The organism is Natronorubrum halalkaliphilum (genome assembly GCF_009834785.1).
Lineage (GTDB): Archaea > Halobacteriota > Halobacteria > Halobacteriales > Natrialbaceae > Natronorubrum > Natronorubrum halalkaliphilum.
In genome coordinates this window covers 1-16,607 of the sequence record NZ_WUYX01000020.1, presented here as the reverse complement: position 1 = coordinate 16,607, position 16,607 = coordinate 1, and the positions used below count along the sequence as shown (strand labels likewise).

Sequence of the window (16,607 nt, the reverse complement as noted above, 5' to 3'; positions counted from 1 at the left end):
CGAGGCCGGTACTGCTAATTAGCTGTCAGCACTGAAGCGCGTATGGACAGCCCGGACGAGGCGACCGACGAGTTGGACCCGCAGTTCGCCGACGTGCTCTGGAACGGCAGGGCGGCCGATCTTCCGGCGTGGCACAGCATGTCCGTCGCGGACGCGCGACGCGTCGAAGACGAGGTCTTCTCCGCCGGTGACGGCCCGGCGGTCGACAGGGTGGACCATCGGCGCATCGATGGTCCCGGCGGCGACCTTCCGGTGCGAATCTACTGGCCGACGCCCGAAGGGACGGACGAGGAGCTACCGGCACTGGTCTTCGCCCACGGCGGCGGCTGGGTGCTCGGAACGCTCGACTCCGCCGACGACCTCTGTCGGGCGTTCGCGACGCACATTGGGGCCGCGGTGATCTCGGTCGACTACCGGCTGGCACCCGAGCACCCGTTCCCCGCGGCCGTCGAGGACGTTCGGGCCGCCTTCGAGTGGGCCCACGACAACGCCGCCTCGCTCGAGGTCGATCCCGATCGTCTCGGCGTCGCGGGGTCCAGCGCCGGGGCGGGGCTGGCCGCCGCGGTGGCACTCGAGACGCGCGAGTGCGACGTCTCGCCGGCCGCGCAGTTGCTCTGCTATCCGATCCTCGAGCGGGATTTCGAGACGCGATCCTATCGGGAGCACGCCGACGCGTCGCTGCTCTCCCGCGGGGACATGGAGTGGTTCTGGGAGCAGTATCTCGCGGAGCCCTCCGACGCCGACGATCCGCGCGCGGCTCCGTTGCGAGCCGAGACGGTGGCGGGTGCGCCGCCGGCCGTAATCGCGACCGCGGGCCACGACGTGCTCCGATCCGAAGGCGTGGCCTACGCCGATCGACTGCAGGCGGTCGGGGTCGAGACCCGCCACTGCCACTATCCGTCGCTGGCCCACGGGTTCCTGAGTCTCACCGAGGCGGTCGACCGCGCCGAAACCGCGATGGACGAGGTCACCGCCGCCGCGGCCGAAACGCTGTAAGACCGCTCACTCGTCCGTCTCGAAGTACAGATCGGCGTGGGCGGCGCAGCCGGGATTGAACGCGGCGTCACAGGAGGGGCAGCGATAGTCCGACTCAAGGTACTGCGGAACGGTGAGTTCGGTTTCGCAGACGCCACAGAGCACCGACGGCTCGTCGAAGCGGCCGCGGGGCCACGGCGCGGCGTCGTGATCGGTCACGGCTTCGTGACAGCGAAAACAGGGGTAGTACGCCTCGCAGCAGGCGAACTTGAAGGCGACGACGTCGCGATCGGTGCGGTAGTGGTCACACCGCGTTTCGGGGCCGACGTCGACGCCGCGAACGGGCGTTCCAGACACGAGTTGGCCGAGGTGACGGCCGGCCGGGACTTCGAGGTTGCGCTTTCGGGCGCGGTCGACGCGAGAGCCAGCGACAGCGGCAGTCCGGACACCGTGAGCGGGCCGTGGGGACAGCTACGGCTCGAGGTGGCGCGGACCGATCGGGCGGGACGCGATCACGGGGCTACTCGAACGCCGCCGTGTCCCCGCGTCGGTACCGATCCAGTCGCCGGTAGCCGTGGACGGTGGCGTCGTCGTCGAGTTCGATCTCGTAGCGACCGATGATGTCCTGGGTGTCGGGGACGGCGCGTCGTTCGACGACTTCGACGACCGCGCGCCAGCCGTCGTCGGTCGGGGCGATCTCGCTGACGGCGTCGAACTCCCTGCCGATGAGTTCGCCCGCCGTCGACTGGACCCGCCGGCGAACGGCGAGGACGCCCGCAATTTCGTCGTGGTCGGTCTCGACCTCGGCGTCGACCTCGTCGGGATCCGTCTTCTCCTCGGCGGTCATGTCGGCCGAGCCGAGTTCCTGGCTTTGGCTCTCGGTTTGTTCTTCTTGCTCTTGTTCCTCTTCGACTGCTTGACTGTCGCTCACGGTTGGATCACTCTCGTCATGTTGATAGCAGAAGTCGTCGTCCCGGGCCGGCCGTGAACACCGCTCACCGTCCTCGGTGAGGGCTTTGCACTGCGTCGTCGATTGCTGTGTGTCGGCTTCGGCCATTGGTTTGTGCTAACTCTGGTGGCTTCGCGTCTGGCGTTCGAATTCGTGTTGGTACCCCCTGTGGTGATCTCGGTCGCTCGAGACCGGTCAGAGCGACTCGGCGATCGTCGTCCGGAGCTGCGACACGTCGTCGGGGCCTTCGCCCGCGATCTTCGGCGCGAGCACGTCCGTAAAGACGTCCGTCAGCAGTTCGTCGTCGAACTGTCCGTTCTCGCTGTGGCCGTTCTGGTTCTGACTCCCGTCGAAGACCGCGAGCCCCTTCGCGGCCGTAATCGCCGCTCGCGTGCCGACGACGATATCGAGTTCGTCGCGGAGCGCTCGGGTCGTGTCGACGATCGTCTCGACGTCTTCGTCGGACATCGAGACGTGAGAGCGAACGATCTCTCGCTCGGTCTCGCCGTCGTAGTAGTCGACGTGAACGCCGACGAACCGATCGAGCAGCGCGTCCTGTTGCCGGTGGACGCCCGCGTACTCGACGTCGTTCGAGGTCAGGATCGCCCGGAACTCGGGGTGGACGTCGATCGATCGATCGTCCCCTTTCTTGCCCGGTCGCTCGAGGACGCCTTCCTCGAACACCGAGAGCAGGACGTTGTGAGCCGAGGGGTCGCTTCGCGAGAACTCGTTATAGACGAGCGTCGCGCCCTCTCGCACCGCGACCGAGAGCGGGTTGTCGACCCAGCGTTCGCGAACGATCTCCGTCTGCTTGCTCACGCCGCTGACGAACCGGTCGTCCTCCTTGTAGCGCTCCCCGCCGGCGTGGTCGCCGACGAGTGCGGCCGTATCGACGGACTCGTCACCGTTGAGCCAGACGACCGGTCGGCCGCGCTCCGCGGCCGCCGACAGCGCAAGCGCCGTCTTCCCGCAGCCCGTCGGGCCGATCAGGTGGACCGGCTGATCCGCCTCGAGCCAGCCGTTGATTCTGCTGCGCAGCGACGCCACGGCGTCGGTCTCGACGAACGGTTCGGGAGCAACTTCCTCGGGGTCGGAGAGGGGGCTGTCGCCGTTGCCCGCGTTCGAACCCGACGACTTGCGAGCGAGTTTCTTCTTCGCTTTCCGCCGCTGTTTGTCCGAGCGGTCGCTCGCGATCTTTCTGCCTCTGACCTTGCGCTTGCGCGAAGAATCGTCGGCCATGGAGTGTTATTCGCTGGCGGATTGTGGTGACGATTCCGGACGTGGTTCGACCTCGAGCTCTTCGAGTTCTTCGAGGTCGCCCTCTGCGGTGGCTTGCTCAATTTTTGCGATCTCCTCCGCGTAGTGGAGGAAGGTGTCGACCGAGGCGACCACGACGCGAGCCTCGATCGTCAGTAGTTCGATCCCGACGACCGAGATGCGCGCCCAGACGTCGATGACGACGCCTTTGTCGAGGATGCGGTCCAGTACTTCCGCGAGACTCGAGGAATCGGGTCTTCGGCCTGATGATGCTGCCATGATACGCCGATAGCTTTGTCCCGACTTCGTAACACGGCTTGCACTGCTACTGCAAGCCGGCTCGCCACGTTCGGGACGGGTATCGCGGGCTGCGACTGCAAGCATCACGATAACCCCTCGTCCCGTGGAAGGTTCCGTGACGAGTTCCTCGAGTACCCGCGGGTGATGCCCGCGCGAGTCGCGCCGTGGCGCGGAACACGGTACAGCGCGCCGGAGCGACCCCGGGTAGTCGACTTCCGTTTCCCCATGATATCCCGATCGATACCTTTCGAGGCCGGTGACGAACCGAGCCCGCGCTCGCGGGCACGAGTAGCGGCGAAGACGGGCGTCGTCCGGGTGAGGGTGATCGACCGATGACCAATCGGTACGTCTACGGCGTCATGAACGACGAACCGGTCGAGTTCGAGACCGACGCCGTCGGCGGCGCAGAGCGCGTCTACACGGTCTCCCACCGCCGGCTCAACGCCGTCGTTTCCGACATCGACACCACCGATCCCGAGGAGACCGACGAGGACGCCCAGCGACACGACGACGTGCTCCGGGAGATCATGGAGCGCGACGGCGGACGGACGATCGTCCCGATGCAGTTCGGGATGGCCTTCGAAGGCGATCGAGCGCTGAAAAACGTCCTCCGCGGGGCCAGACCGGCGTTCCGACGCGCGATAAACGACATCGAAGGCCGGATCGAACTCGGCCTCAAAATCGTCCGCGAGGAGGACGCCGACGTCGACGCGGACGCGCTCGAGGAGGCCGTCGCCGACGAACTCGAGCCCGTCGCCGCCCAGTCGGTGCCGAACGACCTGTTTAGCGATCGACTCGTGCTCAACCGGTCGTACCTCGTCGAGCGCGACGAACGCGAGGCGTTCGACGACGCGGTCGCCCGGTTAGAAGCGGAGTACGACGACCTCATGTTCCGGTACACGGGACCGTTCGCACCGTACAGCTTCGTCGACGTCAAGATCGGCGCTCAACAGTAATCTACCCATGTTCGTCCTCGACGACCTCCTGATTCGGCCGTTCGTCGGCATCGTAGACACGCTCCACACGATGGCGCTCAGCGAGATGTACGACATCGACGCCCTCGAGGACGAGCTGAAGGAGAATCAGTTGCTGTACGAACTCGGCGAGCGCTCCGAGGAGGAGTATCAGCGACGGAAAGACGAACTCGAGGCGGAGATCGAGATCGCTCGCGAAGTCCACGAGAAGTTGGCGAGCGGCCGCGTGGAGGTGAAATCCTAAATGACAGTAGACGATTCAGATCCGGACGACCGACGCGACGAATCGGCCGACGACCACGACCACGACGACGAGTCGACCGACGTTCCGATCGACGACTCAGCGGCGGATCAGGACGACGACAGCCGACGATCCGAAACGCCGTCGGACGAGGGCGGGGCGAACCACTCTGGCTCCGACTCGGAATCGACCGATCGACGGTCGGACGACCGGGGCGACACCGATTCGCGCATCAGCGTCTCGGCGTCCGGTGGGGACGCCGGAGCCGGCGCTGGTGGCGGTGCCGGTGACGCCGACGAACAAGGACAAGAACAAGACGAGGGCCAACACTGGCTCTCGAGTCTGCTGTCCGCACTCGAGTCCCTCGAAAGCGGCTCGACGTCGGGACGGCGACGGTCCGATCGGACGGTACTCGATTACGACATCTCGATCGGCTCGGGCGACGGCCTCGCCGACGAGTCGCGGTTCGAACGCGATCCGGTCGGTCGGGAGGGCTCCGACGACCGTCGCCGACACGCCGGCTCCGGGTCGGATCGATCGCGAACCCGGCGACGTCGGTCGACCCCATCGAACGACCACCACCTGACGACGCGAGCGACCGAGGACGAACTGCTCGTCACGGCCGATGTGGCCGGCACCGATCCGGACGACGTCACCGTCGGCTTCGACGGCTCGACGCTCGTCGTCGCCGTCTCGGGGAGCGAACTCGAGCGAGTCGACGTGCCCTGGGGCGATCGAACGGCCCGGGCGACGATCAAGAACGGTGTGCTCACCGTCCAGATCGAGCCGAGCGAGGGGAGTACAAGCACAGACGAGGAGAACGATCGATGAGCGACGAACAGCTACTCGACGGCGAGGACGACTTCGAGACCCTGCTCGAGGATGCCACGGAGAGCCTCGAAAACCTCGAGAACTCCCTCGGTGACGTCGAAGCGATCGACGAACTCGAGGACAGCAAGATCGAGGAGCTGCTGGGTGACGTCGAGAAGCTCACTACCGTCGCGTCGGAGACCCAGACGCTGCTCGAGACGATCGATTTCAGCGAGTTGCCCGAGGCCGTCGACGGCGACGAACTCCTCGCAGCGATCGAGACCGGCGAGATTCCCGAGGTTATCGCGGACGAAGACGCAGGCGCAACGGATCTCGTCGACTTCACGCAACTGTTCTCGGCCATTGACCTGCTCAACGCGTGGGACGCGACGGACCTTGGGAGCCTGTGGCAACAGAAGCGAGCGTTAGACGATGCCGTCGACGATCTCGCGGGCGACGAAGACGACGATGGCATGCTTGAGGAGGCCGCCTCGGCAGTGACCGACGACGACGAAGCGCTGCTCGGCGGCGAGGATGGGGACGGCGTAATCGGCGGCGACGACAGCATGGTCGGCGGCGAAGACGGACTCGTCGCCGGTGACGACGACCTCCTTGAGGCCGATCTGGTCGACAAACTCGAAGAGATTGATGCCGATCCCTCGGAACTGCTGGGCGAAATCGACGTCGCGGAGGATCCCGAAGCCTACCAGGTCGCGATCCAGCAACAGGCGATGAAAGGGATCGACGCCTTCCGCGAGGCGTTGCTCGAGACCCACGAAAAGTTCGAACAGCTCTACGAGTTCAACCGCGAGAAGATGCGCCGGCAGGATACCAGTACGAACTCGCGGAACCCGACTGCGGCGGCGACGATCCCGACCGAGCGCCGCGACCTCGGCGGCGGGGCCCGTCACTCGACGGTCCCCCAGCAGGTCAAACTCTCGACGGCACCCAGCCGAAAGCGGATCTACGGTCGGCGGTTCGAAATCGAGCGCGAGAAAAAACGGAGAGCCAACAATGACTAACCCAGCACAGCCGATCCGAAGACGACTCGAGAACCGACCCGCGACGACAGCTCGCGGCCCGCCGAGCGCGACGAGCCGACCCGGAGGTGAGATGCATGGTCGATGACTTCCAGCCGAGCCGGCAGAAGGCCGACCTCGCCGAAGTCGTCGAGATGTTGCTGGACAAGGGGATCGTCATCAACGCCGACATCGCCGTCTCGATCGGCGACACGCAGCTGCTCGGCGTGCAGGTCCGGGCCGCCATCGCCTCCTTCGAGACCGCGGCCAAGTACGGCCTCGAGTTCCCCGAGGGAACCGATATGCGACGCGTCGCTGCGGCGGTCGACGATCCAGAGATCGCGGAGATGGACCGGCCGAAGCCGCCGATCGATCCGACGAGCGGCGTCAACGTGACTCCCGACGAACGGTACGTCGACGAGACTCGCGAGGAGTTTACGGGTGGTGGCGAGGGTGAACGCAGCGAGTCGAGCGACGGCGAAAGCGATGAACAACCCGACCGAGTGAGCGAACACATCGGCGCGCGGCCGGATCCGGAGCGGCCGACGAGCGGTGGGTTCGACCTGCTCAGCGACGATACCGACGATGAAGGTGAAGCGGAGTCCGAAGGCGGCAACGCGGACAGCGCCGAAGACAAAACCGAGGAAACGGCGAACGCGGAGGCCGAGGACGGATGAGCCAGATCGACGTCGGCGACGGTGAGGACGCACGGCAGGGGCTGGTCACCCTCGTCATCACCGTCGTCGAAATCCTGATCGACGCCCTGGAGCGCGAAGCGGTTCGTCGCATGGAGTCGGGGAATCTCTCGGATGAGGAGATCGAACGGCTCGGCCGACAGCTCGCGACGATCGAAGACGAGATCGAACAGCTGAAAGACGACGAGGGGATCGAGGAGGGCGTCGACGACCTTCGGGGGGACCTCGACGGGCTGGTCAACGACGCGATCGAACAGCTCCACGGCGAGCCGAGCGTCACGCACGCCCCGGGCTACTCCGTGTTCGGAGGTGAAGAGGAATGAGTTCCGATCAGCTCGACGACATCGAGGACGTCGAAGGTCTCGAGGAAATCGGGGATCTCGAGGACGTCGAAGACGCGGTCGATCAGGCGGAGGTTCCCGAAATCGACGACGGTCGATACCTCTACTGTATCGTTCGGGCCGAAGACGACGAGACGCTCGAGACGACCGGCGTCGACGGCGAACCCGTCTTCGTCGTGGCCGAAAACGGCATCGGTGCGGTCGTCCACGAGTGCGACGAGATCTACGATTCGGCGGATCTCACGGAGGTCAGACGCTGGCTCGTCCGCCACCAGACGGTCGTTGACGAGGCCGGCGAGGCGTTCGGCACGCCGATCCCGTTCCAGTTCGATACGATTCTCCGCAGCGACGACGCCGGCGTCCGCGAGTGGCTCCGGGAGGAGTACGATATGCTCGAGCGGGCGCTATCAGGACTCGCGGGTCACTGGGAGTACCGCGTCGAGGTCATCGAAACCGATCCGATAAGCGACGACGCGCTGATCGACCGCGACGAGCGACTGCGCGAACTCGACGCACAGATCGGCGACTCCGAAGAGGGAACGGCGTTCCTGCTCGAGAAGAAGTTCGACCAGCGGTTGACGGAGTTGCGAGCGGCCCGTCGCGAGTCGATCACCGCCGATCTCCAGGATCGACTCGCCGAGCACGCACGGGAGGTCCACTCGCTCGAGCGGTCGCCGAGCGCGTCGCTTTCGGACGAACTGGCGGACGACGCGGCGGGGGACGGCGAAACCCTGTCTCGGCTCACGCTGCTTGCTCACGAGGACGACGAGGCGGCCGTCGGCTCGGTCCTCGACGACGTGGCGGCACACGACGGGCTCACGGTTAAATTCACGGGGCCGTGGCCGCCGTACACGTTCGCACCGGAACTGGGGGGCGACGACGATTCGAACGCACAGACACACCCATGAGACCGCAAAAGAACGAGGAGACGCTCGTCGACGTTCTCGACGTGCTGCTCAGAGACGGGGCGATCCTGCGAGCGGACGTGATCGTCTCGGTCGCGGAGATTCCGCTCGTCGGGATCAAACTCACGGCGGCCATCGCCGGCATGGAGACGATGACGGAGTACGGTCTCTTCGAGCAGTGGGACGTCGAGCGCCGACGCTCGGCGGTTACCCGTCGTCAAGGGCAAGGGAAAGGGCAGCGTCAGGGCCGGGATCGACACCGAGCCCATATCGACCGAGACGAAGAATTAGCGGAACTCGAGCGGATTTCAGTCGGAGAGACGCAGGAACGGGACCGGGACCAGGATGAAGAACAGGAACAGGACCAGTCTCGAGCCGAAGGGGGAAACGGTTCGACGTGAGGACGGGACAGACCGCGACTCGAGTCGGCCGGGAGATCGGCAAGTCGGCCGGGTGAGCAGCGAGTCGCCGACTCGAGCGGGTCGCGTCGAAAACCGAGACAAAGCACACAGACACTCCAGAAAGTGAGCGACTGTGGGGCGATATCGGCGGCCGTCGGCGATCCGGTTACGGGGCCGGTCAGGCGAACTTCGGCCGTTCCGTGTTGAGTTCGACGTCGCCGTTGACGGTCTCCGTATCTCGGTCTTCGTCGTAGACGTACTGACCTGAAGCCCCACAGAGCGTACACTCGTACGTTTCGGAGATCTCGTTGATCATCTCCCCGTCTTCGAAGTAGACGCGGCTCTGGGTGATCTGCAGGAATTGGGCGGTCTCGCAGTTACTGCAGGTGATCATACCTGACCGAAAGCCGGGACCGGTTGTAGTTATCCGGCTTGTAACCGAAAGGCGCGGCCGGCTATGCGTTTCTTACCGACGATTCAACCGGGGAGCAATGGCCGGACTCCATCCGGTCCGATTCGGGTCGTTTCACGGCGTTCGTCGCGAGGGTAAACACCACATAACCGCACGACGTAAGCGGGACAGTCTCGTGACAGGAGCGATGGATTAGCGACCGACAAACCGCCCGCGATTCGCGTTTCATCGAGATTATTCGGCTCCTTCTCGAGGCCGATTCGGCCGTGGCCGGAGGCGGGACCGAGCGCCGATCGGGGACCACCGATGAACTCTGTTCAAGAGCGGTTTCGCGGTCCGAAAGCGTCCGGCATCGCGGGTCGAGAGCGTCCGGTATCACGGGTCGGGTGAAACCCGGGATCGCCCTTACCCCTATCCGTCACCCGTCGGGATCGATCTCCACCCGATCGCCGGTCCGGGAGGCCTCGTAGGCCGCCTCCGTCAACGCCGTCACTCGGAGGGCGTCTCGAGCCGTCGCCGGTGGCTCGGCCCCCGATCGAACGCTCTCGAGGAAGGCGTCGGCTCGAGACTGTTCGGTTCGGAAGTCGATGTAGGGCTCGTACTCGCCGGCGTCGGAATCGATCTGGACGACGTCTCGGGGTCCCCACTGCGTCCCCTCGATGTAGACGGCACCGTCGTCGTCCCAGCAGTGGATGTGTTCGCGAACCGCGGGGGCATCACCGTGTAACGAGAACGTTCCGCTCGCTCCGTTTTCGAAGCGTACGTCGAGGTGAGTCCGGCTGTCCACCCGCTCATCGTCGTCGTGAAAGTCCATACTTGCCGTCACCGACTCGGGTTCGAGGCCGGTCGTCCAGAGCACGCCGTCGAGGACGTGACTCCCGGTATCGTAAAGGAAGCCACCGCCGGAGAGTTCGGGATCGAGCCGCCAGGTGTCCATCGAGTCGTCGATCCACCCCTGCGTAATCGAGGCGGTTATCCACTCCGGCTCCGTCTCGGCGAACCGTTCTCTGGCGGTTCGAAACGCCGTCTGCAGGTGGCGCTGGTAGCCGACCATCAGCGTCTGCTGGCTTCGCTCCGCCCGTTCCGTCAGATCGCGTGCGTGCTCGAGGTCGGTCGCGAGCGGCTTGTCACAGTACACGTGACACTCTCGTTCCAGCGCCGCGACGACCTGTTCGTAGTGGAGGGTGTGGGGCGTTCCGACGAGGACGGCGTCCAGGGTCGCGTCCTCGAGCATCGTCGCGTACTCCGTGTACCGCCGGTCGGCTGGGACGTCGAACTCGGCGCCCGTCTCGAGGAGCCGATCCGAATCGAGGTCACAGAGGGCCCGAACGGTCGCGTCCGAATGCCGGTGAAACTGCCCCCCGACGGTGGTTCCGATATAGCCGAGTCCGACGATGCCGATCCGAAGCGGCTGCTCGTTGGCGTCGCGCATGCACCGGGTGACGAGCTACAGTCTCATCTTTCTGGGGGTGAAACGGTCGTTCTCACCCGTCTCGCCGGCCGTTAGTAAGTGCCAACTGTTTCACAGCGCGTTGCTGTAGTCCGGTTATTCGGTGCCTGTCGAGGGTTTGCTGATGCTACCGTCGCCCAAGTGTCTGCATAACAATGGGTGGCACTTGCATTGTCCCGGATGCGGGGATGATGACCCCGCCGGGTACACGCTCCACCAAACACGACGCGCTGACCAGTTGATTGCGTGCGTTCCTGCCCGGATCGCTCGGAAGTGGACTCGCCCCCGCTTCGAGTAAGCTCATGTCTCTCACGCCAGGGCGGGTTCCCGCCCCCGCCCAGGTTTCCGACCCTGACTCCCGTCGAACGGCGACGGCAACTGCGAACCCTGTCACCCGAGTCAGGCTTCGGAGACGACGCGTTTCCAGTACTCCCCAGTGGCGACGACACCGGGTACGACGTACCGCTGTAGTCAGTGCCGTACAACTCTCCACCGTACAGCGGTTGCACCGGTACATCGAGACGGCGGTCCGTACGAGAGACGCCGCATTGCGATCAGAACTCGGTGACGACCGGAATGCCGACCGTCTCGTAGTCGTCCATCGACGACAGCGTCTCCGGTAACTCGTCGAGCGAGAGCGTTTCGCCGATGATCTTGCTCGGCTCGAGGGTCCCCTGTGCGATCAGACGGAACAGTTCCTCGTAGCGGACCAGCGGCATGCCGAAGGAGCCGTGGAAGTCGATCTCCTGCATCGTCATGACGTCGACGGGGAGATCGATCTGGCCCTGTTCTTCGCCGGTCGTCAGCCCGACCTGCACGTGGCTTCCCCGGGTTCCGAGGCTGTTGACCGAGTTCTGGCAGGTCTCGGCGATTCCGAGCGCGTCGATCGAGACGTCGGCGCCGCCGCCGGTGCGTTCCTTGACCTCCCGTGGCGCGCTGTCGACGTCGGCTCCGTTGATCGTTTCGACGGCGCCGAGTTCCGCCGCTCGCTCGAGTTTGGCGTCGAGCACGTCGATCACGATCGGGTGGGCACCCAGGGCCTGGGCGATGTGGATCGCCGAGAGTCCGACGCCGCCACAGCCGTGGACGGCGACCCAGTCGCCGGGCCGGAGATTCGCTCGGTCGGCTAGCGCGTGGTAGGCCGTCATGAACCGGCAGCCGAGACCGGCCATCTCGGTGAAATCGACTTCCTCGGGCAGCTTCACGCAGTTGAAGTCGGCTTCGCGGACCGCAAACGCCTCCGCGAACGCGCCCTGGGAGTACTCCGAGAGTCCGAGCGGGAGCACCGAGTCGCAGTTGTTCGCCCGCCCTTCGCGACAGTGGGGACAGGTGCCGTCACCGAGGTGGAACGGAACGGCGACCCGGTCGCCCGCCTCGAGCGTCTCGACGTCGTCGCCGACTTCGGAGACGATGCCGGCGGGTTCGTGGCCGAGAATCTGCCCTTCGGGGACCCCGGCCCCGATCCAGCTCCAGTCCCCCTGCCAGGCGTGCCAGTCGCTGCGGCAGACGCCGCAGGCTTCCGTCTCGACGATCACCTGATCCGGCCGCGGTTCCGGATACTCGACGTCTTCGATCTCGAGCGGTTCTCCGTGTTCCTCGATTACGGCAGCTCGCATACGTCACGATTCTTCCTGATTATACAAAAGTGTGCGACATGTGATCCGATGACGAGGATCAGTAATTCGGACCTCAGGTTTTGAAACAGTAGTAAACGGAAGATAGGTTTCTGACTACGTGTGTACTTGCGGTATTCGTGACACGCGAGTCGAGGAGCAGTGCCGTCGGTCGAGGGCCACCAATTGCTTCTCAGTGGTTCGAAGTCGACCATCGACCGAAGGCAATTCCAGGAACTACCGGTTCGCTATAATACTTATAATACCTATACTACGTTGTGCGAGTATACTCGTCATCGCGGTAGAGCTATCTTCTGCGGCACTGAAAGCGTATGTAGCGAGTTATCTTGACTATTCTACTCGTATTATCGTGTTTGGGTCAAATTGCTCAAGAGCGGTCTTTATACCGGGCCAACAGCCAATTTCGGTTTGTCTCTATCTATCTCGAGTAATATAGCGGATCTGGGCAATCCATCCAGTACCCTACTCCAAGACAGGTTTTTCGACTGCGTGTTGTTGACTCGGACCACAGCCAAACAATTTATTTCACAACGTTGTATCTGACCGCTTTGTTGTACATTTACAATGTTGTGTGTGAATAGCCCGCTATGGAGTACCACGACTCCGAGAAAGCGAACGAGATCGCCGGGCGGGTAGCGGCGTTCATGGAGGACGTCGTCCTCCCCCGCGAGCGCGAGGCACTCGCGACGGGCGAGCAGATCACGACGGACGAACTCGAGGACTTCTGGGAGCAGGCCAAAGAGCGCGATCTGTTCGCCCCGCAGGTTCCCGAGGAGTACGGCGGGCAGGGGCTCGACTTCAGCGACATGCTGCCGTCCTTCGAGCAGGTCGGTCGGTCGCTCATCGGCGCCCACGCGATCCGTGCGAACGCACCCCAGGAAGGGAACATGCACACCCTAGAGATGGTCGGCACCGAAGACCAGAAAGAGGAGTGGCTCCGGCCGCTCGTACAGGGTGAGATCTCGTCGGCCTTCGCGATGACCGAACCGAAACAGGGCGGCGGCTCGGACCCCAAGATGCTCCAGAGCACCGCCGTCAAGGACGGCGACGAGTGGGTCGTCAACGCCCACAAGTGGTGGACCTCGGACGGACTCGACGCGGACTTCTATCTGGTGATGGCCCGGACCGATCTGGACGCCCACCCCTACGAAGGAACGTCGATCATCCTCGTCCCCGCCGACGCCGACGGCGTCGAAGTCGTGCGAAACGTTCCCCACCTCGGCGGCCACGGGATCACCGAACGCGAGGGTGGTCACGCCGAGATGAAGTTCGACAACGTTCGCGTGCCCGTCGAGAACACGATCGGCGAGGAGAACGAAGGGTTCCGCATCGCCCAGATGCGCCTCGGCGGCGGCCGACTCACCCACTGTATGCGCTACTCCGGGATGGCCCAACGGTCGCTCGAGATCGCGAAGGCCTACCTCCAGGAGCGCGAGGCCTTCGGCACCACACTCGAGGAGAAACAGGCCCTGCGCCACCGGATCGCCGATGCCGAGACGCGACTGCACGCCGCGCGCTGTATGGTCCGTCACGCCGCCCGCGAACTCGACCGCAGCGACGCCCGTATCGAGGTCGCGATGTCGAAAATGTTCACCGCGAACGTGACGAACGAGACCATCGACCTCGCGCTGCAGTGCTGTGGCGGCAACGGGATCGGAAAGGACCTGCCGATCGCCCACTTCTACGAGAACGTCCGTGCGTTCCGCATCGTCGACGGGGCCGACGAGGTCCACCGCCGGTCGATCGCCCGCTGGGCGTTCGAGGACGTCAACGACGCGGAGATCGAGAACGCCCTGCAGTTCGACGAGGACCTGCGTATCGACGCGTTAGACGAGTAACTGCTGTCGTCCGTGTTAGGGGTTTTTCTAGCAGCGCACGTTCTCGTCATTCGACTCCCGAAATCGGTGATCAAAGATCGAAATCTCGTCTCCGTCCAGCTGCGAAACCGCCCGAAGACGACTCAAACCCGCTCGATGATCGTCGCGACGCCCTGCCCGAAGCCGATACACATCGTCGAGAGCGCCCGCTCTTGACCCGTGCGCTCGAGTTCGTGCGCTAACTTCGTCAGCAGCGCCGCGCCGGTCGCCCCCAGCGGGTGGCCGTGTGCGATGGCGCCGCCGTTGACGTTGACGTTCTCCCAGGAGACGCCGGTCTCCTCGAGCCAGGCGGCGACAACCGACGCGAACGCCTCGTTGACCTCGAACAGGTCGATGTCCGCGAGTTCGAGGTCGGTCTTCTCGAGTACCTGCTCCGTCGCCGGTATCGGGCCGGTGAGCATCGTCACGGGATCGACGCCGACGACTTCCGTCTGGACGATCCGGGCCATGGGCTCCCAGCCGCGTTCCCGTGCCACGTCCTCGCTGGCGATCAGCAGAGCCGACGAGCCGTCGACGATGCCCGAGGCGTTACCGGGATGGTGGACGCCCTCGCCCTCCTCGCGGAAGGACAGCGGCAGGTTCGACAGGGTCTCGAGGTCGGTTTTGGGCCGGGGATGCTCGTCCTGTTCGACGGTGACCGGTTCGTCATCTAACTCCGTCTCGACGGGCACGATCTGGTCGTCGTAGCGTCCCTCCTCCCACGCTTCGCCCCAGCGCTGCTGGGAGTCGACGACGAGTTCGTCGAGTTCCTCGCGCGTGAAGTCGTACTCCTCGGCGATCCGTTCTGCGCCCTCGCCCTGGTGGGTTAGCTCGTCGAAGTGTTCGAAGTAGGTGTCGGTGACGGCGTCGGCCCCCGAGACGCCGTCGGCGCCGTCCGACCCCATCGGGACGCGGGTCATGTGCTCGACGCCGCCGGCGACCAGCACGTCGTGTTGGCCGGCCATGACGTTCGCCGTCGCGAAGTTGACCGCCTGCTGGCCGGAGCCGCACATTCGGTTGAGCTGAACGCCGGGAACGACGTCGCCCCAGCCGGCGACCATCGGCGCGATGCGGCCGATGTTGAGTCCCTGCTCGTCGATGGGCGTGACGCAGCCGTAGACGACGTCCTCGATCGTCTCGGGCTCGAACCCGTTTCGCTCTTCGAGCGCCTCGAGCGGTTTCGCCGCCAGATCCTGCGGGTGCGTGTCCCGGAACGAGCCGTCCCGTTTACCGAAGGGCGTCCGGACCGCGTCGACGATAACTGCGTTGTGCATGCGTTCCCGGTACTAGCACCACGAGCGTGATAGGATTTCCGCCCGGTAGGCGGTCGCTCGCCCTTGTCGTCGATCGATTCGACCGTGACGACCCACGACGATCCCGACCGCGATCAGTTTCAGCACCTGGAAAACGGGACGACGAGACCGGTAATGCGCCGTCCTCGAGCCGGCCGTCGATCCGATGCGTGTACTTATTTGGTGGTCGATAGTAATCCACAGCCATGGACGAAGCGTTCGAAACGGCCCTGGTGACGTTCGATAGCGAGACCGGTATCGGGACGATCACGATGAACCGTCCCGATGCGCTCAACGCGCTCAACGGACAACTCAGGGACGACATCATCGCGGGACTACAGCGACTCGAGGCCGAAAACGAGGACGCGGACGGCGTCGCGCTGCGAGCCGTCGTGCTCGAGGGGGCGGGCGACAAGGCCTTCTGTGCTGGCGCGGACGTCGGCGGCTTTTCGGACGACTCCGCCGGCGGCTCCGGCGATCGCTCTCACTACGAGGTCATCAAGGACTTCCCAACGCCGGTCATCGCGAAGATCGACGGCTACTGTCTGGGCGGCGGCCTCGAGACGGCCCTCGCCTGTGATCTCCGGCTGGCGAGCGACGACAGCGCCTTCGGCTTCCCCGAGGTCAACCTGGGACTCCTTCCCGGGGCCGGCGGCGTCCAGTACGTTTCGAAGCTGGCCGGTCCCGCCGTCGCGAAGGAACTGGCGATGACCGGCGAGCACATCTCGGCCGAACGCGCCGCAGAGGAGGGCATCGTCAACCGCGTCTACCCCGCCCCGGAGTTCGAGGACGAAGTCGACGAGTTCGTCACGGAGCTCGCCGGACAGGCCCCGCTCGCCGTCCAGGCAATCAAGGAATCCGCGCAGATGGCCGTCCAGACCGGGCTCGAGGAAGGCATTCGCCACGATCGGGAACTGTTCTCGAGGCTGCTCGCGACGGAGGACCACGAGGAGGGAGCGGCCGCGTTCGGCGAGGACCGGGAGCCGGAGTTCGACGGACGGTAACTGCCAGTCTCAGTACCTCACAAATCAGTCTCAGCTAACCGGCGCTGAAGTGTGATTTACCGACGAGTCAGAGCCGAATCCGTTCTCCGTAG

The 16,607-nt window shown here is 64.8% G+C and carries 19 protein-coding genes; 11 read left to right on the top strand and 8 right to left on the bottom strand.

The annotated features are described in order from the left end of the window. Positions 1 to 42: 42 nt before the first annotated feature. Entirely contained in the window at positions 43 to 996 is a 954-nt protein-coding gene (locus tag GS429_RS05090; protein WP_160063345.1) for an alpha/beta hydrolase, read from the top strand. 6 nt (positions 997 to 1,002) lie between these two features. On the opposite strand, the gene GS429_RS05085 is transcribed toward GS429_RS05090, so the two are convergent. The 4 genes from GS429_RS05085 to gvpA all read right to left on the bottom strand — a co-directional run bounded on the left by GS429_RS05085 (position 1,003) and on the right by gvpA (position 3,460). Next, positions 1,003 to 1,332, bottom strand: a complete 330-nt coding sequence (locus GS429_RS05085; protein WP_328821247.1) for a CHY zinc finger protein — start codon at positions 1,330 to 1,332, stop codon at positions 1,003 to 1,005. Between the two features lie 163 nt (positions 1,333 to 1,495). Then, complete coding sequence (gene gvpO / locus GS429_RS22085) at positions 1,496 to 2,032, bottom strand: gas vesicle protein GvpO, halophile-type (RefSeq protein ID WP_160063343.1); 537 nt, start codon at positions 2,030 to 2,032, stop codon at positions 1,496 to 1,498. Between the two features lie 87 nt (positions 2,033 to 2,119). Further along, entirely contained in the window at positions 2,120 to 3,163 is a 1,044-nt protein-coding gene (gene gvpN / locus GS429_RS05075; RefSeq protein WP_160063341.1) for a gas vesicle protein GvpN, read from the bottom strand. Between the two features lie 6 nt (positions 3,164 to 3,169). Continuing rightward, positions 3,170 to 3,460 (bottom strand): gas vesicle protein GvpA, encoded by a 291-nt coding sequence (gvpA, locus tag GS429_RS05070; RefSeq protein WP_160063339.1) that lies wholly within the window; start codon positions 3,458 to 3,460, stop codon positions 3,170 to 3,172. A gap of 353 nt (positions 3,461 to 3,813) precedes the next feature. Between gvpA and GS429_RS05065 the strand changes: the two genes are divergently transcribed. From GS429_RS05065 to gvpM, 8 genes are all read left to right on the top strand, one after another. Further along, positions 3,814 to 4,437: a GvpL/GvpF family gas vesicle protein gene (locus tag GS429_RS05065; RefSeq protein ID WP_160063337.1), complete on the top strand. Its 624-nt coding sequence runs from the start codon at positions 3,814 to 3,816 to the stop codon at positions 4,435 to 4,437. Positions 4,438 to 4,444: 7 nt separating this feature from the next. Next, positions 4,445 to 4,699, top strand: a complete 255-nt coding sequence (gene gvpF, locus GS429_RS05060; RefSeq protein WP_160063335.1) for a gas vesicle protein GvpF — start codon at positions 4,445 to 4,447, stop codon at positions 4,697 to 4,699. Continuing rightward, a complete protein-coding gene (locus GS429_RS22575; RefSeq protein WP_425438178.1) occupies positions 4,700 to 5,527 on the top strand; it encodes an Hsp20/alpha crystallin family protein in 828 nt (275 codons plus the stop codon). Continuing rightward, positions 5,524 to 6,528 (top strand): hypothetical protein, encoded by a 1,005-nt coding sequence (locus GS429_RS05050; RefSeq protein ID WP_160063333.1) that lies wholly within the window; start codon positions 5,524 to 5,526, stop codon positions 6,526 to 6,528. The genes GS429_RS22575 and GS429_RS05050 overlap by 4 nt, the downstream gene beginning before the upstream one ends. 95 nt (positions 6,529 to 6,623) lie before the next feature. Beyond that, the gene (gene gvpJ, locus GS429_RS05045; RefSeq protein ID WP_160063331.1) at positions 6,624 to 7,202 is read left to right on the top strand and encodes a gas vesicle protein GvpJ; all 579 of its coding nucleotides are present in this window, start codon (positions 6,624 to 6,626) and stop codon (positions 7,200 to 7,202) included. Then, positions 7,199 to 7,543, top strand: a complete 345-nt coding sequence (locus GS429_RS05040) for a gas vesicle protein K (protein WP_160063329.1) — start codon at positions 7,199 to 7,201, stop codon at positions 7,541 to 7,543. Before gvpJ ends, GS429_RS05040 begins: the two co-directional genes overlap by 4 nt. After that, on the top strand, positions 7,540 to 8,469 hold the full coding sequence (gene gvpL / locus GS429_RS05035; protein ID WP_160063327.1) for a gas vesicle protein GvpL: 930 nt from the start codon (positions 7,540 to 7,542) through the stop codon (positions 8,467 to 8,469). The genes GS429_RS05040 and gvpL overlap by 4 nt, the downstream gene beginning before the upstream one ends. After that, positions 8,466 to 8,867, top strand: coding sequence for a gas vesicle protein GvpM (gvpM, locus tag GS429_RS05030; RefSeq protein ID WP_160063325.1), 402 nt, complete (start codon positions 8,466 to 8,468; stop codon positions 8,865 to 8,867). Before gvpL ends, gvpM begins: the two co-directional genes overlap by 4 nt. A 178-nt stretch (positions 8,868 to 9,045) precedes the next feature. On the opposite strand, the gene GS429_RS05025 is transcribed toward gvpM, so the two are convergent. From GS429_RS05025 to GS429_RS05015, 3 genes are all read right to left on the bottom strand, one after another. After that, a complete protein-coding gene (locus GS429_RS05025) occupies positions 9,046 to 9,261 on the bottom strand; it encodes a hypothetical protein (protein WP_160063323.1) in 216 nt (71 codons plus the stop codon). Positions 9,262 to 9,697: 436 nt separating this feature from the next. Beyond that, positions 9,698 to 10,711 (bottom strand): Gfo/Idh/MocA family protein, encoded by a 1,014-nt coding sequence (locus GS429_RS05020; RefSeq protein WP_160063321.1) that lies wholly within the window; start codon positions 10,709 to 10,711, stop codon positions 9,698 to 9,700. Positions 10,712 to 11,283: 572 nt separating this feature from the next. Further along, the gene (locus GS429_RS05015; RefSeq protein WP_160063319.1) at positions 11,284 to 12,345 is read right to left on the bottom strand and encodes a zinc-dependent alcohol dehydrogenase family protein; all 1,062 of its coding nucleotides are present in this window, start codon (positions 12,343 to 12,345) and stop codon (positions 11,284 to 11,286) included. A gap of 605 nt (positions 12,346 to 12,950) precedes the next feature. On the opposite strand from GS429_RS05015, the gene GS429_RS05010 reads away from it, so the two are divergent. After that, a complete protein-coding gene (locus GS429_RS05010) occupies positions 12,951 to 14,201 on the top strand; it encodes an acyl-CoA dehydrogenase family protein (protein WP_160063317.1) in 1,251 nt (416 codons plus the stop codon). A gap of 122 nt (positions 14,202 to 14,323) precedes the next feature. On the opposite strand, the gene GS429_RS05005 is transcribed toward GS429_RS05010, so the two are convergent. Continuing rightward, a complete protein-coding gene (locus GS429_RS05005) occupies positions 14,324 to 15,493 on the bottom strand; it encodes a thiolase family protein (RefSeq protein ID WP_160063315.1) in 1,170 nt (389 codons plus the stop codon). 224 nt (positions 15,494 to 15,717) lie between these two features. Between GS429_RS05005 and GS429_RS05000 the strand changes: the two genes are divergently transcribed. Next, positions 15,718 to 16,515, top strand: coding sequence for an enoyl-CoA hydratase/isomerase family protein (locus GS429_RS05000; RefSeq protein WP_160063314.1), 798 nt, complete (start codon positions 15,718 to 15,720; stop codon positions 16,513 to 16,515). Positions 16,516 to 16,607: the final 92 nt, after the last annotated feature.